Origin of the sequence: Porphyromonas crevioricanis, from assembly GCF_900476255.1 — a bacterium.
GTDB classification, from domain to species: domain Bacteria; phylum Bacteroidota; class Bacteroidia; order Bacteroidales; family Porphyromonadaceae; genus Porphyromonas; species Porphyromonas crevioricanis.
Genome location: NZ_LS483447.1, coordinates 1,236,265 through 1,261,724, shown reverse-complemented (window position 1 = coordinate 1,261,724; position 25,460 = coordinate 1,236,265). Strand labels below are relative to the sequence as shown.

Annotated in this window: 18 protein-coding genes and 2 pseudogenes; 13 read left to right on the top strand and 7 right to left on the bottom strand. The window is 46.4% G+C overall.

The window, feature by feature from the left end:
* Window positions 1-167 precede the first annotated feature (167 nt).
* The 12 genes and pseudogenes from DQN70_RS05500 (at window position 168) to rd (ending at window position 11,910) form a co-directional block, all read left to right on the top strand.
* Entirely contained in the window at window positions 168-1,505 is a 1,338-nt protein-coding gene (locus DQN70_RS05500; protein WP_023938769.1) for a polysaccharide deacetylase family protein, read from the top strand.
* Window positions 1,506-1,508: 3 nt separating this feature from the next.
* The gene (locus DQN70_RS05495; protein WP_023939429.1) at window positions 1,509-2,807 is read left to right on the top strand and encodes a glycosyltransferase; all 1,299 of its coding nucleotides are present in this window, start codon (window positions 1,509-1,511) and stop codon (window positions 2,805-2,807) included.
* Window positions 2,783-3,868, top strand: coding sequence for a bifunctional 3-deoxy-7-phosphoheptulonate synthase/chorismate mutase type II (locus DQN70_RS05490; protein WP_023938767.1), 1,086 nt, complete (start codon window positions 2,783-2,785; stop codon window positions 3,866-3,868). Before DQN70_RS05495 ends, DQN70_RS05490 begins: the two co-directional genes overlap by 25 nt.
* Window positions 3,852-4,247, top strand: a complete 396-nt coding sequence (locus tag DQN70_RS05485) for a 2-amino-4-hydroxy-6-hydroxymethyldihydropteridine diphosphokinase (RefSeq protein WP_023939430.1) — start codon at window positions 3,852-3,854, stop codon at window positions 4,245-4,247. Before DQN70_RS05490 ends, DQN70_RS05485 begins: the two co-directional genes overlap by 17 nt.
* 101 nt (window positions 4,248-4,348) lie before the next feature.
* Window positions 4,349-4,483 (top strand): annotated as a pseudogene (locus DQN70_RS09705) (IS3 family transposase); the annotation flags it as partial.
* 184 nt (window positions 4,484-4,667) lie between these two features.
* Window positions 4,668-4,814: pseudogene (locus DQN70_RS05480) on the top strand (Arm DNA-binding domain-containing protein); the annotation flags it as partial.
* A 205-nt stretch (window positions 4,815-5,019) separates the two neighbouring features.
* The gene (locus DQN70_RS05475) at window positions 5,020-6,867 is read left to right on the top strand and encodes a DNA polymerase III subunit gamma/tau (protein ID WP_023939432.1); all 1,848 of its coding nucleotides are present in this window, start codon (window positions 5,020-5,022) and stop codon (window positions 6,865-6,867) included.
* A gap of 72 nt (window positions 6,868-6,939) precedes the next feature.
* Entirely contained in the window at window positions 6,940-7,302 is a 363-nt protein-coding gene (gene trxA / locus DQN70_RS05470; protein WP_023939434.1) for a thioredoxin, read from the top strand.
* A 15-nt stretch (window positions 7,303-7,317) separates the two neighbouring features.
* Window positions 7,318-8,394, top strand: coding sequence for an ATP/GTP-binding protein (locus DQN70_RS05465; RefSeq protein ID WP_023938759.1), 1,077 nt, complete (start codon window positions 7,318-7,320; stop codon window positions 8,392-8,394).
* A complete protein-coding gene (locus tag DQN70_RS05460; RefSeq protein WP_023939435.1) occupies window positions 8,391-10,835 on the top strand; it encodes a TonB-dependent receptor in 2,445 nt (814 codons plus the stop codon). Before DQN70_RS05465 ends, DQN70_RS05460 begins: the two co-directional genes overlap by 4 nt.
* A gap of 107 nt (window positions 10,836-10,942) precedes the next feature.
* Entirely contained in the window at window positions 10,943-11,569 is a 627-nt protein-coding gene (locus DQN70_RS05455) for a superoxide dismutase (protein WP_042120645.1), read from the top strand.
* A gap of 176 nt (window positions 11,570-11,745) precedes the next feature.
* Window positions 11,746-11,910: a rubredoxin gene (rd, locus tag DQN70_RS05450; protein ID WP_023938753.1), complete on the top strand. Its 165-nt coding sequence runs from the start codon at window positions 11,746-11,748 to the stop codon at window positions 11,908-11,910.
* A gap of 168 nt (window positions 11,911-12,078) precedes the next feature.
* Here rd and DQN70_RS05445 read toward each other — a convergent pair whose 3' ends face one another.
* Window positions 12,079-12,807 carry an SIMPL domain-containing protein gene (locus tag DQN70_RS05445; RefSeq protein WP_023937348.1) on the bottom strand — a complete coding sequence of 243 codons (729 nt, stop codon included), beginning with the start codon at window positions 12,805-12,807 and terminating at the stop codon, window positions 12,079-12,081.
* Between the two features lie 21 nt (window positions 12,808-12,828).
* Window positions 12,829-14,094: a hypothetical protein gene (locus DQN70_RS05440; protein WP_023937349.1), complete on the bottom strand. Its 1,266-nt coding sequence runs from the start codon at window positions 14,092-14,094 to the stop codon at window positions 12,829-12,831.
* A gap of 259 nt (window positions 14,095-14,353) precedes the next feature.
* On the opposite strand from DQN70_RS05440, the gene DQN70_RS05430 reads away from it, so the two are divergent.
* Window positions 14,354-16,024, top strand: a complete 1,671-nt coding sequence (locus DQN70_RS05430) for a formate--tetrahydrofolate ligase (protein ID WP_023937352.1) — start codon at window positions 14,354-14,356, stop codon at window positions 16,022-16,024.
* A 383-nt stretch (window positions 16,025-16,407) separates the two neighbouring features.
* On the opposite strand, the gene cobM is transcribed toward DQN70_RS05430, so the two are convergent.
* From cobM to DQN70_RS05400, 5 genes are all read right to left on the bottom strand, one after another.
* Window positions 16,408-18,213, bottom strand: coding sequence for a precorrin-4 C(11)-methyltransferase (gene cobM / locus DQN70_RS05425; RefSeq protein ID WP_036887469.1), 1,806 nt, complete (start codon window positions 18,211-18,213; stop codon window positions 16,408-16,410).
* Window positions 18,214-18,251: 38 nt separating this feature from the next.
* A complete protein-coding gene (locus DQN70_RS05420; protein ID WP_023939347.1) occupies window positions 18,252-19,487 on the bottom strand; it encodes a bifunctional cobalt-precorrin-7 (C(5))-methyltransferase/cobalt-precorrin-6B (C(15))-methyltransferase in 1,236 nt (411 codons plus the stop codon).
* Window positions 19,488-20,127: 640 nt separating this feature from the next.
* A complete protein-coding gene (gene dgt / locus DQN70_RS05410) occupies window positions 20,128-21,462 on the bottom strand; it encodes a dGTP triphosphohydrolase (RefSeq protein ID WP_023939343.1) in 1,335 nt (444 codons plus the stop codon).
* Window positions 21,463-21,507: 45 nt separating this feature from the next.
* The gene (gene cls, locus DQN70_RS05405; RefSeq protein WP_023939342.1) at window positions 21,508-22,932 is read right to left on the bottom strand and encodes a cardiolipin synthase; all 1,425 of its coding nucleotides are present in this window, start codon (window positions 22,930-22,932) and stop codon (window positions 21,508-21,510) included.
* Between the two features lie 239 nt (window positions 22,933-23,171).
* The gene (locus DQN70_RS05400; protein WP_023937362.1) at window positions 23,172-25,073 is read right to left on the bottom strand and encodes an Omp28-related outer membrane protein; all 1,902 of its coding nucleotides are present in this window, start codon (window positions 25,071-25,073) and stop codon (window positions 23,172-23,174) included.
* Between the last annotated feature and the right edge of the window lie 387 nt (window positions 25,074-25,460).

Genomic DNA, 25,460 nt, shown 5'->3' with positions numbered 1-25,460 from the left:
GCTGCAAAAGTAGGCAGATTTATCCGTGCACAAGGAAGCAACCCGAGAGCTCCGACCCAGACCTCTCCCATGGATTGCTCCTGTTCGCATCAGACGTGAAACTAAGACCAGATTATTCCTTTACTTTTGTGCTACATTAGTCGTGTTTTCCAACAAGAACAAAGGCGATGAATACGGAAGTAACCAACTACATTATCCAGTTTATGCTGGGCGGAGATCTTCTACCCCAACAACGGATGGATCGACTTATTGGCTATACTTCAGACAAATCGGAAATGCAGAGATATAGGGTTGTGATTCGCCCTTCCTCTTTTTTCCGAACTGGCTGCTATGGTACCGAAGCCGCCTACCCCACCTTGCCCTTGGAAGAATGGGAGGGTGTACCTGTCTTGTTTGGGAAACCCGGAGTAAGCCGGGAGTCGGATGGAGGGCCTTTGATCATAGAAGCCGATTTGGTAGCCTCTACATTCTTCCTCATATCTCGCTACGAAGAGATGTATAAGCGAGAAATACGAGACGAACATGGTCGTTTTCCCGGCAAAGAATCGTTGCCATATCGAGCAGGATTTATCCATCGCCCGATCGTAGACGAATATGGGGTGTTGTTGCGCAAAATACTCCGAAACGAAGGAACAGATATTCCCGAACCTCCCTTTGGTTTCTCTCATATCAATCTGACACACGATGTAGATGAACCTTTCGAATACAGAGGATGGAGAGGTATGATGCGTGCCATAATTAAAGAGAAGAAATCACCCTTCAAGGCTTTTCATCTAGCTTTCCGCCCCCCATGGCAAGATCGCTACTATACCTTCGCCGGGATACTTGAGCGAAACAAAGAACTGCGAGATCGACTAGGAGAAGAGATATGCGATACAATCTTCTTTTTCAAATCCATGGGTACACATCCGCTCGATGCTCCGTGTTACAATCTCGGCTCGGCCTGCTTTACTCCTCTCACAGATCTTTGCAACAAAAGAGAGGTACGCTATGGTCTGCACTGCTCCTATGCCTCCGGTTTGGATCCAGATAAGATACTGCGAGAAAAAGAACACTTGCAAAAAACATGTAGTCATTCGATTGATATCTCTCGCCATCACTACCTGTCTGCACGCGAGCCCGAAGATATGCAAGCCCTGATAAGTGCGGGGATACGGCACGACTACACCATGGGTTATGCTGATGTCGCCGGGTTTCGGTTGGGTACCTGCCGGGTAGTACGTTTCATTCGCCCCTGCACTCGAGTACTCACGGAATTGTTGTTACACCCACTCACCGTAATGGATTGTACTCTGAACCGTCCTAATTATATGGGGCTGGAATACTCCGAAGCCAAATCCTACACATTTGGCTTAATAGAGCAGACAGCTCTGCACCACGGAGAGTTGAACCTACTCTGGCACAATGTCAGCTTTGCTGTGGGAGAACAGAAGTGGCTGGACAATCTATATCGAGACATCATACGAGAAACAATGAATATTCACATTCATGGAAAAAAAGAGTGACCCATGAGACAGCGTCGTGTCTTGATTCTGTCGGATCTGTTCCCCCCTGTATTTGCTCCTCGCATACAAGCAGTAGCCAAATACTTACCGACCTATGGCTGGGAACCGGTGGTAGCGACCGAATTAGTGAGACACCAAGCCGACTATGTACACACGGCAACTGATAGCCGGTACAAAGAAGATATACCTATATACAGGATTGACTTTGGGAAGAACGAAGTCGGGACATTGAGACACAAATTGAACTTTCTGGCCGACCTTGTCTACGAAAGGAGGGAAAGACGCATGGAAAAGGCTTTGCAAAAGAGCCTGAAAGAGAAACCCGATGTCATCTTATGCTTCGCCTACCGCAAGTTTCCTCTGCGTACGGCTGCACGTCTGGCAAAAAGCTGGGGCATACCCTGGATTGCCGATTGCAGAGACATTGTGGAACAATATACCGATGGAGATTTCCTCCCCCACCCCATCACTCTTTGGGGGCACCCTTTGCTCAAATTGATGAGAAGTATCCGAGCTCGTATTATCAGTCAACGCAACCGGTACCTATCCCAGGCAAACAAAGTCATCACTGTTTCCCCCTGGCATAGAAATTTACTTGCCAAAGTAAACCCCGATTGTCATTTGATATACAACGGCTACGACCATGAGATTTTCTCGCCCCGATTAGAACCACACCCTCACTTCGACATCATATACACTGGACGTCTCCTGAGCTTATCTATGAGAGACCCAAGCCTTTTGTTTCAAGCTTTGGCCTCTCCCGAGCTGTCCGAACTGGTAAGCTCATCGAAGCTGCACATCCATTGGTATACAGACAAGCAGAGCGAACGGTTATTACGCCCTGTGATCTCTTCTTACGGACTGGAGACAATCAACACTTTTCACGAAATGCTGCCAAGAGAGGAAATGGCTCGAATGATACAATCGGCAGCTATTCTCCTGCAACTCTCCAACCGAGAATCCGAAAGCGGACCGCACGGCATGGTCTCTACCAAAATATTTGAAGCCATGGCGGTACGTAAGCCGGTACTATTGGTAAGAAGTGACGAAGCTGTAATGGAGCAACTTATCAAGCACACTCGGATCGGATGTGCAGCTCGTTCTGTCCGGGATGTCATTTCTTTTGTACGTTCGTGTCACAAAGACTGGATCAGACAAGGCTACACAGCCGTATCGGGAGAACAGGAAGAAATAGAGCTATTCTCTCGCAAAAGACAGGTCGGAGATTTTGCCCGACTACTCAATGAAGTACTCGATAATCCGAAAAATATACGTTCGTGTCCGTATCAATCAAACCATTAGATCTACCTATCTACCAGTCGGGAGGATTTGTCCTGATTGCTGGCCCTTGCAGTGCCGAGAGTGAAGAACAGGTAATGGAGACGGCCTGGCAACTCCGCTCGGCCGGGATCGGGATTTTTCGTGCCGGACTATGGAAACCTCGTACATTGCCCGGCTCTTTCGAGGGTATGGGAAGCAAAGGTCTTCCATGGCTAATGAGAGTAAAGCATGAATTGGGAATGCTTGTGGCAACGGAGGTGGCTGGCAGCCGGCATGTGGAGGAAAGCATACACGCCGGTGTAGACATCTTGTGGATAGGAGCACGCACGACCTCCAACCCCTTCTTGATAGCCGAAATAGCCCACACGCTATCTCATTTGAGCACCCCTCCCATTGTGTTGGTCAAAAACCCCATCAATCCTGATGTCGAACTTTGGGCCGGAGCCTTTGAGCGTCTCTATCAAGCCGGAGTAACTCGCTTGGGAGCCATACACAGAGGATTCAGCACATACACAGACAGCATCTATCGCAATCCGCCACAATGGCAAATACCAATAGAGTTGATGAGAAGATATCCGGAAATGACCATACTGGGCGACCCGAGCCACATAGCAGGTAAACGTGCTCTCGTACCGGCCCTGTGTCGCCAGTCTCTGGATATGCACTATGCTGGATTGATCGTAGAAACACACATCAACCCTCAGACAGCTTTGAGTGATGCAGCTCAGCAACTAACTCCCCACGACCTGCAAAATATTTTGAGCCACCTGCATGTATCGAAGCAGGTGCGCGACCCCCTACCCGTACTCAAAGCGTGGCGCACCGAACTAGATCAGATAGACGAAAATATCCTTGGCCTGCTTTCCAAGCGAATGAAACTTTCGGCCCAAATCGGACACTACAAGTGTCGCCACAATCTGTCTGTCTTACAAACGGATCGCTACCAATCCATTCTACAAGAATTGGAGCAAAAAGCCGGAGAGTTGCAACTTGATGTGGACTTCGTTTCCGGTCTTTTCTCACATATACATCAAGAGTCGGTAAGGATACAACACAGAGTTTCAGATGATGAACAGCAATAGGATACTTATCAGCTTGGGGAGTAATTATTACGCCATAAGACGCATCAAAAAAGCCAGAAAGCTACTGTCCAAACATTTTCCCAGGATCTGCTTTTCTCCACCTATCCTCAACCCAGCTGTAGATTGCGAGGTGAAATGTCACGATTTTATCAACTGTCTCGGCATTATCCACACCAATTTGGGCAAAGAAGACTGCCGACAAATACTCAAACAGGTAGAACAATCTTGCGGTCGTCTCAAATACCCTAAAACAGAGTCGCGCATCTCAATAGACATAGACCTGCTCATCTGGAATACAGAAGTGTGCAAACCGGCCGACATGGAGCGTCCGTACATACAGATCGGAATGCAGCAGTTGAACATCTCCACCGATCACTGACCCAAAACCTAAACGAGTCTCTTTCGTTTAATCGAAAAGCCAGACACTTATCCTCACTTGTTATTTCAAAACAAGGCCGAAAGAATTAGGGCCTTACAACTCATCGGTACGAAGATTTGCTCAATACGGAGCCTAATTTCGTGCCCAAACGTCCCGGGGAACTGGTTGTAGCGGATATTACCTACATTTCCTATGGGGGGGGCGCCTACTTATCTCTCATTACCGATGCCTACACATGGGGGGCTTTATGTGTATCTCACCTTGGGAGTGGAAGAGCCCTTAATAGCTATAAAACAGGCGTTTTCCGAAAGGAATACAATCTGCCTCCAAAAGTGACGTAAGATTTTGAGAGACTATCGAGAGAATATTTTCATAACCTCATAACACACGTCAAACCATCATATAGCGCACGAAAAACTTATGCGCAGTACATTCAAAATCCTATTCTACATCAATAAGAATAAAGTCAAAACAGACGGTACAACGGCAAGCCTTTGTCGCATCACCATCAACGGAGCAAACGTGGTGATGAGCACGGGCGAAAGCGTTGCGCCTCACGAGTGGAACACAGGCCTTGTTTCCTCTCCAAGAGCAATGTGGTAGTATTCTTAACTCTAAACAGAATTATGGTACGAAAATGATATGTATCGGAATAGTTGTGATGTGTTCTGAAATCCCTACCATAGGTATCGAAAGGGGAAAACTTCAGAGAGAACAATTGTGTAAATAAAATGCTTCATCGTCCCATTCTTAATGAGTATTTTTGTCCGTGATGGATACGACCCAATATATAGTATCGGCTCGCAAATACCGCCCCGACAGTTTTGCGACCATGGTAGGGCAAGAAGCCCTTACCTCTACACTCAAGGCTGCTATCAACAGTGCAAAGACTGCTCATGCCTACCTCTTTTGTGGCCCCAGAGGAGTAGGTAAAACCTCCATGGCACGAGTCTTTGCCAAGACAATCAACTGCCTAAATCGTACTCCTGAGGGAGAAGCTTGCAACCAATGTGAAAGCTGCAAGGCCTTTGATGAGCAACGTTCCCTGAACATATACGAACTAGACGCAGCCTCAAACAATACAGTAGACGACATACGGCAACTGATAGAACAGGTACAAATCCCACCACAAATCGGCAGGCACAAAATCTATATCATAGATGAGGTGCACATGCTCTCACAAGCAGCTTTCAATGCGTTTCTCAAAACATTGGAAGAGCCACCGGAGTATGTGATATTCATTCTGGCAACCACAGAGAAACACAAGATACTACCTACTATTCTCTCACGATGCCAGATATACGATTTCAAACGCATTGCCGTACCGCAGATCGTCCGGCATTTGAGCCATGTAGCCCAAACGGAAAACATTGAGTATGAGGAAGAGGCCTTAGGCTTAATCGCCGAAAAAGCCGATGGAGGGATGCGCGACGCTCTCTCTCTTTTCGATCGAATAGCCAATTTCGGAGGCGGTCGAGTTACCTATCAAGATGTCGTATCAGGGCTCAATGTATTGGATTACGAATACTATTTCCGGCTGATCGATCTATTTGTTTCGGGCAATTACAAGGGAGTTCTTCTCACTTTGGATGAGCTATTAGCCAAAGGCTTCGATGCAGCAATGATCGTAAATGGATTGGCGTCGTTCTTCCGGGATCTATTGATGGCCAAAGACCCCAATACAGCTATTTTGCTCGAAAAACCACAAGCCATTGCCAAAAAGTATGTACAGACCGCATCTACCTGCTCCTCAGCTTTTTTGTACCAGGCCATACGTATCTGCGTCGGCTGCGATCAACAATACAGACAAGCCTCAAACAAAAGGCTACTTGTGGAGCTTGCTTTAATGAGTATCTCAGCTTTGTATAGCAACGAGCTGAAGTCGGGAGTGCAAAAGGCTGTGACACAAGCAACAAAAACACAAGTCACAAGCACACCACCTGCCCGCCCAACAACAGCAGACACAAATCACAACACGACTGCAGAGACAGCAACCGAAGTTCCCAAACCGGCTGAACAACCACGGCAAACGCCACCCGCTCCGCTTGCTTCAACAGAAACAAATCTGACTCCTGAGACTCCTATACAGCCTGCGCAACAGCTATCGAATACAACTCCCAGACCGAGCACACGACAAGCTCCGATCCAAATAGGAGAAAACAATCGAAATTTCATTGGAAACAGATTATCCGTGCATGGTATTCGCCGGGATAACACTCCGAAAGAGGCAAACAACCTCATTGAGGATGATTTGCACGAATCCTTTACAGAGAATGAGTTGCAACGGGCTTGGTTGGCATATACAAAAGAGGTTCTCACCGATCAGGTTCACCTACGCAACACCATGCAGCTATGCCTGCCTAAATTATTAGACAAGGCCGATTTTGAAGTAAAAATCTACAATCCCGCGCAGCAAGAGGAGTTGGAAGAGATCCAAATATCTCTCATGTCTTTTCTCAGAAGCAGACTGAGAAACACAGAATTGCGGATGAAACTGAGCATAGAAGATGTGAGTTCGGATGAAGATGCGATAACCAATGCAGAGCGAATAGAACGCTGGCGAAAAGAAAATCCGAACTTCGACAAACTGTATCAAGCCTTGGGATTGCGTGAAAACTGAGAACACTTTCTTCCCAAACAAAAGCCTTTCCGGCTATGTTTGGTACATAATACTAAAGCATTAAAAACAAAGATGAATACACGACAAATCAACAAATCAGAATTTATACAGCTCGTATCAAATATCGAATCTACTCCCAATGACTGGCAGCATTTGTCATCGAAACCCGTCTTAGTAGACTTTTTCGCCACTTGGTGTGGTCCTTGTCAGGCCCTCTCCCCCATACTCGAAGAAATAGCTCGGGAATATAAAGACCAAATAGAAGTCTACAAGGTGGATGTAGACCAAGATCAGGAACTCACAGCTTTCTTTGGCATACGTACTGTGCCTACTCTTCTTTTCTCAAAATCAGGAAACGAAAAGCCTCACCTCATGCTAGGTGTAATGGGAAAACAAGAGCTAAAGCAACACATCGAAGAGTTGTTGCTACAATAAGCAGGAGGTTGTAACATGAACAAGAATATCACTCGCATTGTAATGACCGGAGGCCCTTGCGCAGGCAAAACTACAGCTATGGTCAAAATCATCGAGCGATTTACCGACATGGGCTATCTGGTATATGCTTTGCCGGAGACTCCAACTTTATTCAATGCTGCTTCTGTCAATTTTTCAACTTCGGACAAACAGTATTTCTACAACATAGAGAAAGCCGTACTCAAGTTCCAAATACAAATGGAGGATACCTTCTACGAACTTGCCCGTACAGCCTCGCAGCCGGTATTACTCATTGCCGATAGAGGTACGATGGATATATCCGCCTACATGGATCCGACTGCTTGGCAGGCCATGATAGACGAGTTGGGATATTCTCAGATGAAACTGCGAAATGCCCGGTATGATGCTGTTATACATTTGGTGACAGCAGCCAATGGAGCCGAAGAGCACTATACCACAGACAACAACGACCTCCGCAGAGAGACCCTTGATGAGGCCAGAGAGTTGGATGCCAAAGTCATAGCCGCCTGGACAGGCCACCAAAATCTTCGAATCGTGGAGAATGATGGAGATTTTGAAAACAAAATCCTGCAAACAATCGATACCATATCTTCCATTTTGGGAGAACCCGGCACATTGGGTATACGTCGCAAATACCTTGTAGAGCTATCGGGAGAGATCCCCTATGGAGTAGAAGCCGAGATCTATCAGGCATATATCCCTGCGGAGGACGGCTCCACAGTGCGTATACGCAAGAGAGGCTACCCTGGCAATTATGTCTACTTTCACAGCGTGCAGGCACTCCCTCATCCACAGGAAGGAGCGCCTATCGTTACCGAAAGACAGATCAACCCCAATGAATACATATCCATGCTCAACAGAGTCGATAGATCCGACTTGATGATCGTGCACAAACTGCGCAAAAGCTTTGTATGGGACAAACAGTACTTCGAGCTGGATACATTCTTGGAACCGGAACTCAAGTTCCAACTACTGGAAATAAAAGGACGAAAAGAGGAAGATATACACCTGCCTCCTTTCGTGAAGCTGATAGAAGATGTAACGGATAACCCCGACTACAGCCGTCTATGAAAACGCTCGGCCTACGAATCGTATTCTTCTTGCTGCTGGCTCTCTCCACTCTGGAGCCTGTATTGGCCCAACAATATACCATTTCGGGCTATGTATTGGATAGGGATGACAAGCCTATAGAGTTGGCGAACGTACGAGTTCAGGGGCGAGCCATAGGAGCCTATACCAATCTGAAAGGCTTCTACAGCTTCAGTATGCCTGCAAGCAAAGATTCTATCACAATAGAATACTCTTGTCTGGGATACAAGTCGGAGGAACGGAAGCTAAGCTCTCTCGCTTCCAACCAACGAATCAACATTCGTCTGGCCTCATCGGCCATAGATCTCGGAGGAGTGGTGGTAAGCGCACAGGGTCGCAAACAAACCAGTACGATGCAGGCCGTAAAGACAGATCTGATAAAGGCCAATGTATCCCCGACGGCCGGTGTCGAGAGCTTAATTGGCACTTATGCTGGTGTAAGCCAGAACAACGAGTTGAGTTCTCAATATTCGGTACGAGGGGGTAGCTATGACGAAAACATGGTCTACGTAAATGGGATAGAGATCTATCGCCCTCTCTTGATCCGGTCAGCTGAACAAGAGGGTCTTAGCTTCGTAAACCCCGACCTCACCGATCAGGTACAATTCAGCGCAGGAGGATTTACCGCAGATTATGGAGACAAGATCAGCTCTGTATTGGATATTAAATACAAACGACCGGAAGAAACAGAAGGCTCCATCACAGGAGGGATGATGGGAGGTTCGGCATACATTGGCACACGTATGAACAGGCTGTCAATGATCACCGGGCTAAGGTACAAAGCCGGCAATACTCTGCTGAAATCTCTCAATGATACTCAAGCCGAATACGACCCACATTACTTCGATGCACAGGCCTACCTGCACTACGCTTTCTCCACAAAACTCAAACTCTCTTTCCTCACCAATGTCTCCTACACCTCTTATCGCTTTGTCCCTAAGACCCGAGAAACGAATTTTGGGACATTGGAGAATATCAAGAAGTTCAAGATATACTTCTCGGGGAAAGAGCAAGACCTTTTCCTCACAGCCTTCGGAGCCGTAAGTCTGGAACATACCCCATCAACCGATTTCCGACAAACCCTCACCTTTTCGGCTTTCCGCACACGAGAGCAAGAAACATACGATATTTCTGGCTCCTATTTCCTCAATGATTTGGGAGCACAAGACCCCTCAGCTATAGAATCGGGGACAGGATCTGGAGTATTAGGCATTGGCAATAATCATGAGCATGCCCGGAATCACCTCTATGCAACAGTTGCCAATATGGTCTATCGCACAGACCTGAATGTCAGTGAGACACAACGCTGGAGAGCAGGGCTGAACCTGAAGCTGGAACAAGTAAACGACCATATCAACGAATGGGAGAAAAGAGACTCGATGGGCTATACCTTGCCTCGAAAGGAGGAGATATTGGCTGTTTGGCGAAATCTATACTCCGACATTCGGATGAGATCAATGAGGGCAAGTGCATTCCTACAAGATCATATTCGCCTACAGACATCTCACGGAGTGCTTAGTCTAACCCCCGGTGTCAGGGCCTCTTATTGGTCTTTCAACAAAGAGTTCACTGTCAGTCCCAGATTGAACACCTCCTTCGCTCCGGATTTCAACCGGAATTTAATTTTCCGTCTTTCGGGTGGCTTGTACTATCAAGCTCCATTCTACAAGGAGCTACGATTGGAACAGAAAGACCAGCACGACAATCGCTATGTTGCACTCAACAAAGAGACCCGCTCTCAAGCAGCAGCAATTATTTTGCTCGGATCGGATTTGGATTTTCTCATTGCCGACCGCAAATTCAAGTTCACAACTGAGCTTTACTACAAGCGTCTCTACCGGATCAACCCATACATAAGGGAAAATGTAAAAATCCGCTACTACGGAAGCAATATCGGCAGTGGCTATGCAACCGGGATAGACTTCAAACTGTTCGGAGAGTTTGTGCCGGGGATAGACTCTTGGCTCACATGTTCGCTTCTCTCGGCTGAACAAAATCTAGGAAAAGGAATAGGCAAGATTCCTTTGATGAACGCACCGAAATACAACTTGTCGCTATTTTTTCAGGATTACTTCCCTGGATACAAACAAATCAGTTTGAGCCTCAGAGGTGTGCTCTCGGGAGGATTGCCGGAAATCAACCCTGCCAAAGGATTCTCCTCTGCCGCATTCGAAGGCAGTGCATACAAGCGGATAGACATAGGTATGCAGTACACTTTGCTTGACAACAGCAAACAGAAGTTCCGTACCGGCCTGTGGTCTGCATTCAAGAAGATACAATTAGGAATAGACCTCTTCAACCTCTTCGACGTAAGTAATGTCAACTCCTACTATTGGATCAGCGATGTTTTCAATCAGCAGTACGCAGTCCCGAACTATCTCACCCGGCGACAGTGGAACCTCCGCTTTACAGCAAGTTTCTGAATAAAGGCCTTTGCTAAACATTTTGCACATCGTTCCGGTTAATGTGTTGGAATCATATTTCTAATACCTTAACTGATACATAAATGAATAGACTAAAACACCTACTCATGGCCACAGTCTTTGTGCTGGCCTCCTTTTCCTCCGCTTCAGCTCAGTTCCAACTAATGAAATTGCCGTATGCAACAGATGCGTTGGAGCCGGTAATCAGCAAACAAACTGTGGAATTGCATCATGGCAAACATCTTGCCGGCTATGTCAAAAAGCTGAACAAGCTGATCCAAGGTACTCCATTCGCTTCCGTATCTGATGTTCGGATGATAGCCAAATATGCAACAGGTAGCATTGCAGACAATGCAGGGCAATTGCTTAATCACAACCTCTACTTCGAGCAATTCTCTCCCAAAGGAGGAGGTATGCCACAAGGAAAACTCGGTGAACGAATAACAGCACAGTGGGGATCTTTCGAAGCCTTCCAAAAGGAGTTTAAGCAGGCAGCCATGGGAGTATTCGGCTCCGGATGGGCTTGGCTTTCTTCGGACGAGAAAGGAAACCTCTCAATTGTAACCGAGGCCAATGGAAACAACCCCGTGCGTAGAGGTTTGACGCCTCTCATGGGGATAGACTTGTGGGAACATGCCTACTACTTGGATTACACCAACGACAGAGGTAAGCATCTTGATGAAGTGTGGCGAATTATAGATTGGCAAGTGGTAGAGCTTCGTTATCAGCTCTAAACACTCCCTCAAGCCCTGACCGGCAGATGGTCAGGGCTTATTTTTTGTATCCGGAGAGACCTTATGCTTGAAGCGAATGAACAATATCCATACCTTTGTGTTCTGCAAAAGACCGACAGGTTGATTTTCCTTTAGGAGTTACATATTTATCACTTACAGTAAAATTAGAAACAGCAATGAGAAAGTACATTTGCACACTATGCGATTGGGTTTACGATCCTGCAGTAGGGGATCCGGATGGAGGAATAGCACCGGGTACTGCTTTCGAAGATATTCCTGATGATTGGTCTTGCCCAGTTTGTGGTGCAACCAAGGACGATTTTGAAGTTCACAAAGGGTAATATCGGATTGCACTAAAAAAAAGAAAGTCACCCGATCTGGAGTTTGCCAGATCGGGTGACTTTCTTTTTGGAGGAGCTCCTGCCTATTGGAAAACCTTTACACGAGTTAGTAAAATAACATCTCCTCGGACAGAGGTTGAATAGAACAATCTGATTACCCTCTACTTTTTATTTCACTCTATAAGAAGAGCGGACAGTGACCGAAGCCGTCTTTTCCTTGCTTGATGTATTGAACGAGCCACCCCAGCTGTAATCTTCGTTGGAGTTAAGCCCCACGATCTGGAATACTCCCACATCCGACTTCACCAACTTACCCAAAGATCCTTTGCCTCCCTCGGCTACCACAGCTGCCCTGTTGTAGGCATCTTCCGATGCTGCTTTGAGCATCTCTATTTTAAGCTGATTGAGCTTGGTGTAGTAGAATTGGGGACTTTCGGAATAAATCTCAACTCCCTCATTGATAAGCTCCGTGATAGAGCGAGAGAGGTTTTCCACCTCTTCGATATTATTAGACGTAATAGTGATACTCTGAGAGAGAGCAAAGCCAACAAAAACTTTCTGATCACAATAACCCTCCTTGTCGTATCTCCGATCAATACTCACAGAGCTATACTCGACCTTATCCTCCGCTATACCTTTGCTTTGGAGAAATTTCTTCACCTGAGCTCTCTTTCCAGCAAGATCGGCAAATGCCTGTTGCATATCAAACCTCATCACTTCATATCTGGCACTCCATACAGCCAAATCACTCGTAAAATTGCGTTCGGCCATCCCCGTTACATTGATAAGGGGCTCGGGAGAGCGTCTTACCTTGCCTACACCATTAGCCAAAGCACCGAGGCCAACGACAAAAGCAATCCCCACGATGACAGCTGTAATGATATTACTCTTCTGCATTTTGTTTGTTATTGATTTGAGTTAGAAACGATATTGTAGTCGCAATGTGAGTTTATCGTCGGACGGATCACGATAGAGAGGATGTTTTGGATTGGGCACTCGTTCGCTATGAGGCATTTCGTAATAAGCAGTCAGGCGCAGTGCATCATCCAGAAGGAATAGTTGCAAACCAAAACCATGGACCTGCTCTTTGCCGTCAGCCTCGGGTGAGGCTAAAAACTGATCGAGATACATCTGCCACAGTTCCTTATCATTGGTAATGAGATCTCTTTTGTTGTAGTAATAGTATTTGTATAGCAAGCCGATAGGAGCAAAATAAAATCGGTGAGAGACCTCTCCCATTGCTCCTTGGAAGCCTCTGGAGAATATCGCCTTATCATCGTAGTACTCCTTATCTCCGATCTTTTGCCCTACTACATGGGAGAGCTGCCGTTTTCCCGGCTGATTGCCGGAGATATATTCGGCACTCAGGCGAGTATAACCGAGTACGGTACTGAAACCAAAACGCGCAAAAACAGAGAGATAATCCCGACGCACTTTCTTATCTAGCTCATTCCCTTGAGGTACATATCCCCAATAGTAGGAAGCTCCATACAGGATGTCCAAATAGATATTGCTCATCGAATGCCGAAGATCGAACAAAACATCCGGTACATCCTTACGCATCTTGCCAAGCCCATTGCCCGACAAAGCCTGAATATCAAGGCCGAAGGAGTGTTGCAGATAGGTTGGCGTATAGCCACCGAAACCAATACCGAAATGCATACCAACTCCCAAATCAACGACATCAGGATACATATTCGATATATAGGCAGCTCGCTCCGGACTGAGTCTTTGATCCGAAGTCTCTCTTTCTTCCAAGCCAAAAGAAGGGATGTCCAGACCAGCTTTCCCTCCAATCTCCAGCAAACTAAGTTCGGTATCACTAATATCGAACTGGTGCAGATAATTCACATAAGCCTGAAAAGGAAAAACTCCTCTATCATTTATATCGACAGTACCCACCGCAGACCAATCTCGGTATTTGGGATGTCTGGCCGATAGAGTAAAATACCCTCGCCTGATCCCCATACGCCCAAATAACTTCTCCGCGTTCTTGTTAGGCTTTCCGACATCCAATGTTGCATCTCGCTCCCCCCCTTGAATATCGGTCTGAACATATCCGTGAAGTTGGATGATAGAAGTATCTGCCACGGCTCCCCGGCCTTGAGCAAAAGAAACGGGAGAGGCCATCAGAGCTGTCAATGGCAGTATTGCAATCAGTTTGGCTAATTTCTTCGTTCTCATAAAGTATTGCTAAAATGGAGGATGCTCTCGGATCGAATCTTCAGCGTTTTCACCCTTCATTCTTCCCTAAAAGAACCCTCTCCGAACAAAAATAAACAATGTTTTTTGGGAGCAAAACAACAAACTCAAAACAAAGAAGGGGCTAATATGATTATACCTTTGAGAAAGGAACAGATTCACAGAGAGATATTGCTCTGTCGCAAGACTTCCTTCTTTAGTTTAGAGCAACAACATAAAAGCCCTCAATAGATCTAAGAAAATGAAATCGGATATTCAGATCGCTCGCGAAGCTGAGCTAAAACCTATCACTGAAATAGCAGAAAAAGCCGGACTCAATACAGAAACAATTGAGCCATACGGGCGTTTTGTAGCCAAGGTCCCTCTATCAGAAATCGATGAAGAGAAGGTGCGTAAAAATCACCTCATATTGGTGACAGCTATCACGCCTACCAAAGCCGGTATCGGTAAAACAACCGTATCCATCGGCTTGGCTTTGGGACTCCGCCAAATAGGAAAGACAGCCACAGTGGCTCTCCGAGAGCCCTCTCTCGGTCCCTGCTTTGGTATGAAAGGGGGGGCTGCCGGGGGAGGCTATGCACAGGTATTGCCAATGGAGAAAATCAACCTCCACTTCACTGGAGACTTCCACGCAATTACCTCCGCCCACAACATGATCTCCGCCTTGCTGGACAATTACATCTACCAAAACCGTAATACTTGCGATGGTCTGTCTGAGGTACTCTGGAAGAGAGTGTTGGATGTCAATGACCGTTCGTTGCGCAACATCGTAACAGGCTTGGGAGGCCTCTCCAACGGCATCCCCAGAGAAGCCGGTTTCGACATCACCGCAGCTTCCGAAATTATGGCTATTCTTTGCCTTGCTTCGGACTTCGATGACCTGCGCCGACGCATAGAGAAAATCCTCCTGGGATACACGCGTAAGGGAGATCCTTTCACAGTGAAAGATTTGGGTATTGCGGGAGCTATCACAGCTCTCCTGTATGATGCCATCAAGCCTAATCTGGTGCAAACCATCGAGCATGGGCCAGCTTTTGTACACGGAGGACCATTCGCCAACATTGCCCATGGCTGCAACTCTATCATTGCTACCAAAATGGCACTTACGACCGGGGAGTACGCTATCACGGAAGCTGGTTTCGGTGCAGATTTGGGTGCTGAAAAATTCTACAATATCAAATGTCGCCATGCAGGACTAAATCCCTCGCTGACAGTCATTGTAGCAACCCTCGGAGGTCTGAAGATGCACGGAGATGTACCCGAACAAGCAATCAAAGAACCCAACCCCGAAGGAGTACGCCGAGGATTGAAAAATCTCGACAGACACATCTCCAACCTAAAACGATTTGGGCAATCTGTAGTCATTGCATTCAACCGTTTCGCCACCGATACGGAGGAAGAGATTGAGCTGGTACGTGAGCATTGCGAAAAAAGTCTCGGAGTGGGATTTGCAATTAACAGTGCTTTCGGAGAAGGAGGCAGCGGTGCCATAGATTTGGCCAAGCTGGTAGTGGAGACTGTGGAGAACAACCCTTCCCAACCTCTTCGCTATACCTACGACCTGAAAGAAAACATACAGACAAAGGTAGACCACATAGCCAAGACGATTTACTCTGCCTCTGGCGTAACCTATAGCAGCAAGGCAACGAAGAAAATCAAGCGTATAGAAGAGCTTGGGATGTCTCACTACCCTATTTGCATTGCCAAAACGCAATATTCTTTCTCAGCTGATCCCAAGGGCTATGGCGATGTGAGAGATTTCGAGCTGAAAGTGGCAGATGTCGTTGTTAATCGAGGTGCTGAAATGATCGTTGTGATCATGGGTGAGATCATGCGTATGCCGGGGCTTCCCAAAACACCACAGGCAGAACACATAGATGTTGTAGACGGATTTATAGATGGTCTAAGCTGATCCATTCTTTCAGAGAGAGATCTCAAAAGAGAGTCTGCTGCCATAGGCTTGCCAAATTTGGCAAGGGCTACTAAAAGGCCTTTTAGAGCCTGAGCAACAGCCTCAAAAAGAACCAGAGTAAACACACACTCTCGGCTGCAAGGACGAAAGTCCTAAATTGAAAAGTCTGCCCCTAAAATTGACCACAAATGTCAGTTTTCAGGGGCAGACTTTTTTGTTGAGATAGTTATTGTGTTCGCCGTGTTATTATCGGCATTCGGACTTAGTTTCTTACCCGACTCCCTCAATTCTTGCTCATTGCTACATCTTATGAACTTCAGTCAAAAGGCTGTTTCGGAATCTTTTGAGTATCTGAACAATGGTCTCTTATTGTGGTATGAAGGTCACTTCCGGAAAAGGTGCTTGAACTCATCGGCGTACAAGCGCGATAAGCCTGCTCTATTATCAATTGCTTTACCAACCACAAGCATAGTGGTAAGGGTAAGGCCGTTACTCTTGACAATGTGTGCCAATTGATCCAATCGCCCTCTGTAGATTTTTTCGTCCGGCCAAGTCAGTTTATAACAGGCAGCCACAGGCGTTTCCGGAGGATAAGCCATCAGCAACTCTTTCTGCACATCCTCGACAATACCGGCCGAGAGGAAAATACACATCGTACTTTGGGATTTGGCAAGCATATGCAACTTCTCCTTCTCTGGCATAGGCGTACGCCCTTCGCCACGGGTAAGTATGATTGTCTGCACTTCCTCGGGAATGGTGAACTGAGACCTTAGAGCTGCTGCAGCAGCTTGAAAGCTGGAGATCCCCGGTGTAATATGGTAGCTCAAGCCAAAACGATCAAAGTAGGCCATTTGCTCCTGAATAGCTCCGTATATGCAAGGATCCCCCGTATGCAAACGAACAATCAAATGACCACGGAGATAATGTTGGTACATCAGCTCAAACTGCTCTTCCAAATTCATGTTGGCCGAGCTACGCACCACACATCCCTCTTTTGCACACTCTGTTAGGGCTATCGGCACCAAGCTGCCAGCATATAGAATAAGATCGGCACGCTCCAAAAATTGCCTTCCACGCACCGAAACCAAGTCAGGATCCCCCGGGCCAGCACCTACGATCTCAATATGGCCCTCTCTTCTCATATCCAAATCATCGGCCAAGGCAAAGGTGAAATGGCTTCCCTCGGTAAGTACCCCTTTCTGCTTCGGGATCAGTAACCGTCCTTTACCGGCTGCTATGGCACAACTCTCACTCACACTATCTACACCCGTTACCTCCCGTACTTTGTCCGAAGGATTGGACACAGAGATACCCTCCAACTCCTCAGCCGAAAAGATCTGCTTGTGACTGTTAGGGAAAGCTTTGAGCAAGGTGGGCAAAAGAGGTTCGTCTTGCTTGAGTGTTATCGTATTGACTGTTGCGACCGACAAAGGTGAATAGCCGGCTTCGGAAAGAGCATGGACGATAAATGGGGCTATCCCCTCGGGATTGGCCTGCTGTCTGCATCCAAACCCCAAGTGTAAACACTTCGGACGCAAGACCATTGCAGGCACTCCGTGTGGGAGTTGTATTTTTTCGGGAGTAACAGCAATGATCAATTCGTAGCCATTCTCCTGCTGAAAATCGATCTTTCCGCTTCGTATCTGCACATGCTCGGGAGCAGTACGCTCCAAATAGTCTGTACCTCGATCCCGGATACCAAGATAAAGCAAAGTAGGCCGGCGAGAGACGAAGAGTGTAATGAGCCTATTCATCTCTTTGCGCTCAATAGGCTCCATAGCCCACCCCATACAACGATCCAGTGTATCCAGAGGCCACAGATCCTCTACATCGCTTTTGGTTGTCAATACGGCATATCCGCCCACGATACGAGCCAAACGTTTAGCCAAATCGTTTGCTCCACCAATGTGCCCAGAAAGTAGAGGGATCACCGATTTGCCACGGTGATCTATACAAATTACCGCTGGGTCTGTCTGTTTGTCTTGCACATAGGGAGCAATCTGCCGTATGGCTATCCCACAGGCCCCTAAATAGATTAAGGCTGCACGTTCACGCCAAAGTCGGGCAATGGATTCGTTATCAAGGTCTTTGTAATGAAATACCTCTGCTTCGGGCCGCAATTCCGAGGCGATCAAGCCAGCCATTGCTTCGGCTGAGTCACTCACGTATATAAGGCTGTATTTAATCATAGTATTCTGGTAAAGCTGTCTTTCAAATCTTTGTTGCTTCAAACGGAAGGTTTAGTTGCCCGAACAATGTCTATCGGGTTGTGTTCATCTACTTTGATAATTCGGGATAAATCCGGCAGCAAGCCGGCCAAACGGCAACCTTCATCAAAAGCAGAGCGACTCTCAGACGAAACCGAATTGAACACTAACACTCCACCCGAAACCATATAGGGGGCCACCCGTTGTATCATCTCGACCAATCGCCCGCCATGCCCTCCGATAAACACGGCATCAGGGTGGGGTAAATCCTCCAGAGAGAAAGAGAAAAAGTCTCCTATATGTACCTCTATGCCGGGACAACCGAAACGACGAGCATTCTCACGCATCAATTCTTCTCCTTCGGGACGGATCTCAAAACTCTCAACTTGAGTTTGCGGACTCAGTAGCTTCGCTTCGATGGAGACGCTGCCAGTACAAAAACCAATGTCCCAAAGACAACGCCTGCCGGGTAGCCCCAAGGCAGCCAAAGAAGACAAGCGTATCGGCATTTTGGTTATCATCCTTGCACGACCGTTCAGCAAGGAAAATCGACTCTCGTCAATCCCGAAATATCGAGGTTTCACCTCCTCTGCCTGTAGCAAAACGACATTAGGAGATAGAGCTTCATAATCAGCAGCCTGATGCAAAGACATCCGAATACTCAAGTGTTCTTGATTGCGATTGCCTAACAACTCTCCTATTGTCATAGAATACTCATCGAAACCGTATTCGATCAGTCGTTTCGCAATAGCCGAAGGGGTATGCTTACGATCGGTCAGCAAGCCAATTTTTTTTTCGCGTTCTATCAAAGCCCTATCCAAACCTATCCAAGGACGTCCGGTGAGAGATACCACACGCATATCTTCATAAGGGAGAGATAGCTTGTGGGCAAGCATCTGTAAGGAATTAAAGACAGGATAGACTCGAATCTCTGCCGAGGGAAATTCACGCAACAAAGTGCCAGCATAGCCGTAAAAGAGAGGATCCCCGGAGGCAAAGACAACAATCTCCTGATGATCTCGATACCGCACAAATACTTTTTCCAGTGGTACCGTAACGTCTATCCAAATATAGGAAGCTGGTAAATACGGCTCCACGATTCCTCTATGCCGAATACCTCCGCTAAAGACCTGTGCTCGACTGATCAATTTGCACAACTCCGGGCTAAAATGCGGTTCGGACTGGTCGGTAATACCTATCACAAAGAATCGTATTGCCCGGCCTTCCGATCCCTCTTGAACACTGACTTGACTCATAGGAGCAAAGGTAGAGATTTTGGCCCGAGACTTGAAGAGAGAAAAAAGGGAATAGATCGGTTTGCATCCGTCTTCCGATATGGCTGTCGAACGGTTCTTATATCACTTTCATGAATTTGTCTATATGCCTCCCAAAAGAAAGGACAGAGGTTATACCTTGGGGAGACTTTGCCGAAAATTCGGCCTCCACTTCTCTCAATCAAATAGAGAGCATAGCTTTCATTCAAAAAAAATGTAATATATCATTTAGATTTGAGTTGTTTTTGTTATCCTCTCAGCACCTATTTTTGGCTCAAAATAGGACTCAGATTTCTCTCTTTTTTACCCCGTTTTGAATCCCCATAGGCTCTCTTTTTTCATAACACAGGAGGAAATAAAAATTCTCTCCTGAGAGAATTTTCGCTATCACAGGAGAGAAAAATTTTTCCGTGCGGAGAGAATTTTGACCCTCTCAGAATGCCGATGAATAGGGCATTTTGGAGAGAGGTTTCGGAGGGGCAAAAAAGAAAAGTATCGAGCCGAATATTTGTGCTCTTCTCCCTCGATTTTTCTTGTATAGAGTTCAGGTAGATTTTTACAAAACAATCCAACTTGGCAACAGCAAAAAAGAGACAAATCAGGGCCCCATTCTCATTGCTCATTAAATAGCAGGCAAACTCATCCCAGTAATCTTGCGATAGAGATCTAAGGCATAAATGTCGGTCATACCGGATATATAGTCCAAAGTGCACTGTAGCTTGCCGTAAATGTCTTGTCTGTGGGTATCGTACTGAGAACTGACCCTCGAAAGCAAAGAGCGAGAGTAGGCATAGTCGGGGTGCGTGAGGGCGTGCATCAAGCGGTCTATCAGGTAACCGAAGATCTGATGACCAGCCAACTCCACATCCAAAACATCCCGAGCTGGATAGATCCGCTCATAAGCCAAGCGAGAACATGTACGGTAGGCAGACCGCTCTCGTTCGGAGATCTGAGCAATGAGGCTTCCCTCAAAAGAGCCATCCAAAATACGCTCTTCTGCCTCCAGAAAGGTATCGGCACAGGCCTCGGCCAAGGTGTTGATAACCCGGGAACGCAAATAGGCAATTCGCTCGTTGGAGTCATCCAAACATTTCAAAACAAGCCTTATCTCATCTCGCTGATCCGGAGCAAAATAATCCATCAACAAGTCGGTGGTATCACGCTCAGTGAAAATTTTCAACTTATAGGCATCCTCCAAATCCATGATTTGGTAGCAGATGTCATCCGCAGCCTCCACAAGGTAGACCAACGGATAGCGAGCATAACGCAGAGGCTCCTCCGAGAGCTTGATCAAGCCTAAGTGATCGGCAATTCGTTTCATCGTATCTTCCTCACTGGCAAAAAAGCCGAACTTCCCTTTTCGCCCTGCCACCAAACTGCTGTGTGGATACTTGATAATACTTGCCAATGTGCTATAAGTAAGAGCAAAACCACCCGGCCGACGGCCGACAAACTGGTGAGTAAGCAAGCGAAAAGCATTGGCATTGCCCTCGAAATGCAAAAAATCTTCCCAACGACCATTCTCCCGGCGCACCTGCTCCTCCCAAATACGACCATTCCCCTCGGAGAAATAGGCTCCAATGGCACGCTCTCCGGAATGACCGAAAGGCGGATTGCCCATATCGTGAGCCAAACAAGCTGCACTCACGATACTGCTGATAGCTCCCTCTGTGGGGAAAATATCCGAGCCATGTCTCTGCCGGAGAGTATGAGTGATGATAGAGCCCAACGAACGCCCTACACAGCTGACCTCCAAGCTATGAGTGAGACGATTGTGCACAAAAACATTGCCGGGCAAGGGAAAAACCTGGGTCTTATTCTGCAAACGCCTGAATGGTGAACTAAAAACCATGCGATCATAATCACGCTCAAAGTCTGTACGCACACCTCCGGTGGAAGAAGAGTGTCTGCCCTCCAAACCGAGGCGTTTATCCGATAGAAGCTGTTGCCACTGCATCACAAAAAAGGACTCAATCAAAAAAAATATAACTTGACATACAAACTACAACAGAGGGGAGAAAAGCCGGACGAAAGATTCGGAAAAACGCTCAAATCGCCCTCTGGCTGCCCACTGTTGCCGATCCAATAATTCACAAGACTCCATATCTGCCTCGAATGTTTTCCGAAGTCGCTCTACTGTCGTCTCGTCGTAAATCATCACGTTAAGCTCGAAATTATGCTCCAAACTTCTGAAATCCATATTGGCAGAACCAACCGAAGCAACACGGCCATCCACCAATAACAGCTTGGAATGCAAAAAACCTTTGGAGTAAAGAAAAACACGGACCCCAGCCTGCATCAGTTGGCTGAGGTACGAACGAGTAGCATATTGAGCCAAAACGGCATCGCTTCTTTTCGGGAGCATCAGTCGCACCTCTATTCCGGAAAGAGCCGCCATCAAAACGATATTGTTGAGCGTATCGGTAGGTAGGAAATATGGTGTTTGTATGTAGACGTACTTCGTGGCTCTGGCTATCGTATAACTAATAGCCTGCTCGATCGTCCGCCACCGCCCGATCGGCCCTCCTGCAACAACCTGCATGCGGATGCCATCTGCAAGCATATTCGGAGCCGGTGGAATATGATAACAACCCTCAATGCTAATTACCTTGCGTGAGACAACGTACCAGTCGATCAAGAAGCTGCTTTGGAGACTGGCCACCGCCGTACCCTCCATACGGATATGCGTATCGCGCCACATCCCTAATTCATTCCCCACTACATAGCGTTTGGCGATATTCATTCCTCCCACATAGCCAATTGTCCCGTCTATGACCACGATCTTGCGGTGATTGCGATAATTCACACGACCCGTGAAAATAGGGAAGGCAACTCGCATGAAAGGGTAAACCTCTACTCCGGCTTCTCGGAGGGTTTTCCAATATTTAGAAGAAGTAGCCCAACAACCCACATGGTCGTAAATCACTCGCACGCGGACACCCTCGGCAGCCTTACGCATCAACAACTGCTGCAGCCGTATCCCATATTCATCGTCCGCAATGATATAGTACTGCAAATGAATGTGATCATGTGCAGTCTCCAAATCCTGATAGAGGGCTTCGAGTTTAGTTCCACCCTCGGTATATATGTCCAAATGTTCAGCAGCAAGGAGCGGATTATCCGAATTATTGACCAATAGACGCATCACGGGGCTAAGCTGCTCATCTTGTAGGCTCGACAACAAAGCCTCCGGCATGCTCAAGTATTGAGGACGGCGCATAATACGTCTGTAGACCCTGCGGCTCATTACTCGCCGACGTCGCTGATCCTGCCCAAATAACAGGTACAACAGCACACCTATTACCGGTAGTAACGTAATAAGCAGGAGCCATGAAGTAGCCTTGAGTGGATTGCGGTTCTCACTTATTATCACCACAACCAAACTGACAACCAGAGCTGAGTAAAGGATGAGCAGTATTGTATTCATAAGCATCTCCCAGCCTTATCGACAAGAGCTACGGCTCATATCACCGGCATCGTACTTCATGTAGGCCTAAAGATAGTTTCTTTGCTGTATTTCGGCAAAAGAAAGTTATCAAATAGAGAGCGTTGTACAGGTTCAAAAGGTCTTTTAGCATACAACGATTTACCCCTCCCAAGAAGTCTAATCAATAGACCTCCTGAGAGGGGCAAACAATTTAGCTCTCTACTGGAGCTCAACTAAACTTAGTGTATTACGAGTTTGGCAACGGTTTTCTTGGCATCATTTTTCACCACCACAATATACTCACCTGCCGGCAAAGGCGTGTCGATCCGGTTTGTAATCCAAGCCCCCTGCATATCATATACTTGCACAGAAGAATAAGTACCGAGAATACCTACGTGGCCTCCTCTGTCAAAAACCTTGATTGCATCTTCGGATTGAACCTGTACAATGCCTATATCATCCGATAGAGATACAGAGGTAGAGGCATATACATACTCATCCGAATGGTTCATCAGGTCAAGGTTGCGATGTGCGAAAAGAACCACTTTCAGATTCTCACGTTTCCAATCAGGCTTAATCTGTTTGGCGTCGAATTTGACTTCAAAAGATCCATCCTCTTTTATCTGCACTTGATTACCCGAATAAGGAGTCAAAAAGAGACGGGCCACACCATTGTGCGTGTAAGTTCCTTTGAATCCGGCCTGCTTGGTACTCTCGATCTTGTCTTCCGTGACAATGGCCGTGATATAGAAGTTGTCTTTGTCTACCAACCCCTTGGTTTTGCCAATCACAGACATAGACAATTCACCATTAGTCAAGCTCTTATTCACTGTTTCAAAGTCCACAAAATCAGGCATCTTGGCCACTCGTTTATAGGCATAATTAAGATACCTATTGATGGGTAAGAAGATTGGTGTTTTGATGTCTACGAAGCCCATTTCATGGCAGATAGCACGTCTATCTATGGAAGCTGATGGAGCATAAACCATCAAAGCAAAGAAATATGGAAGAAGCTCCTTCGATTCATTCAGGGTATAAGGGTCTTCCATGAATGCAGCATGATGAGCTACATAATTGACCTGCAAACCAGATTGAGTTACTTCATTGAAGAAAGATTTGATGTGAGGCATTACCTTCGGGCAGTTACTACACTTCTCAGTTGTGAAGTGCTCAAACAAAATCCCTTTCCGCAGGTAATTATTCTCGTCATACACAAAGTATTGATCCTTTCGCTCTACCGAATTGAAAAGATTCTCTACACCATTGACTTTCTGTATAGAGAGGTTGGCGACACCTGTCCCTTGTGCAAGATTTTCCAAATCGAAACGGATAACTCCGTCCTGCCCCACCTGGATCTTATCTACAATCTCTATTTCCTTGGTGGAAGGAGTGAGTCCCTCCCCTGTCAATTTCACCTCAACAGACGATATCTCATTGCTTCCCACATTTCTGATCCCAAGTTCTACCGAGACGGGGTTATTCTCTTTCCCTATCGGGCCGAGCATCTCAAGAGGGAAAGCCAGATTATTCACCTTGTCTCTCAACTTGGCGAAAATCATGCTATTACCCAAAATAGTGGGAGAACTAAGCTTTTCTGTAGGTCTTACTCGAGGAATGATAGCTCCGGCTGTCAGTTTCTCAGTAGGAAAGGCCACATAGTTGTAGTCATAAGCAAAATTGTCATCATCCCCATCGAAAGGGAAAACGTAGAGAATTGTCTCATCTGTAGTGATCGAATAACCCACAAGAAGGGGCTTTTCAGTAGACATCTCTACAGCTGCATCGAAATTGACATCATTCCAGCCTTTTTTTAGAGAAGCAGCCTTAAAAGCAATGATTTTCCCAGTCTCCACCTCACACACAAAAATGCAAGCTTCGGGATCATTCATGGAACAAAAGAACTGTATTCCCTCGATTGCTCCAGAGATTTGAGGTAATCGTATGGCATGGACTACAGGCGAATTAGGAGCTCCATTTCCGGCCAATGTGATGTCATCGGCCTTTATATGCCTGTTGGCCAGTCCGTATCCGGTGATTTGAATCTCATCCTCCGACCTTAAATCCTTCACCTCTTGAGAAAAAATGCTTGAGGAGGAAAACAGCATCAATAGCAATGCGGTAAATAATATTCGTTTCTGCATACCAAAGAACTTTTTGCGAAGACCTCCCTTTCCATTCTCATTGGTCGGCCTTCAGGTTTGACAAATAGGTACGAACCAACGTCGCGAAGTTAGGTTCTTTTCACAAAAAAAGCAAGAACAAGATTACATCGGAAGCAAAGTTCAGACAATTTGAGATCTTTTTGCTACAAAAAGCAGCTATCTAAAAAGAATATGTCACCAAGCAATCGTCACAAAACAATCCTTATGGAACAAGCATTGCAAATGCAACTATCATCAATCAATTGTAGCAGAATAACTGTATTGAAACAAGCATCTATCTTGAAACAAGCATTGCAAAGTAACTGTCTCAAAGGATGTGTAGCAAGACAATTGTCGAGATTTAGATCTTATCTCCGTCTTCTCGAC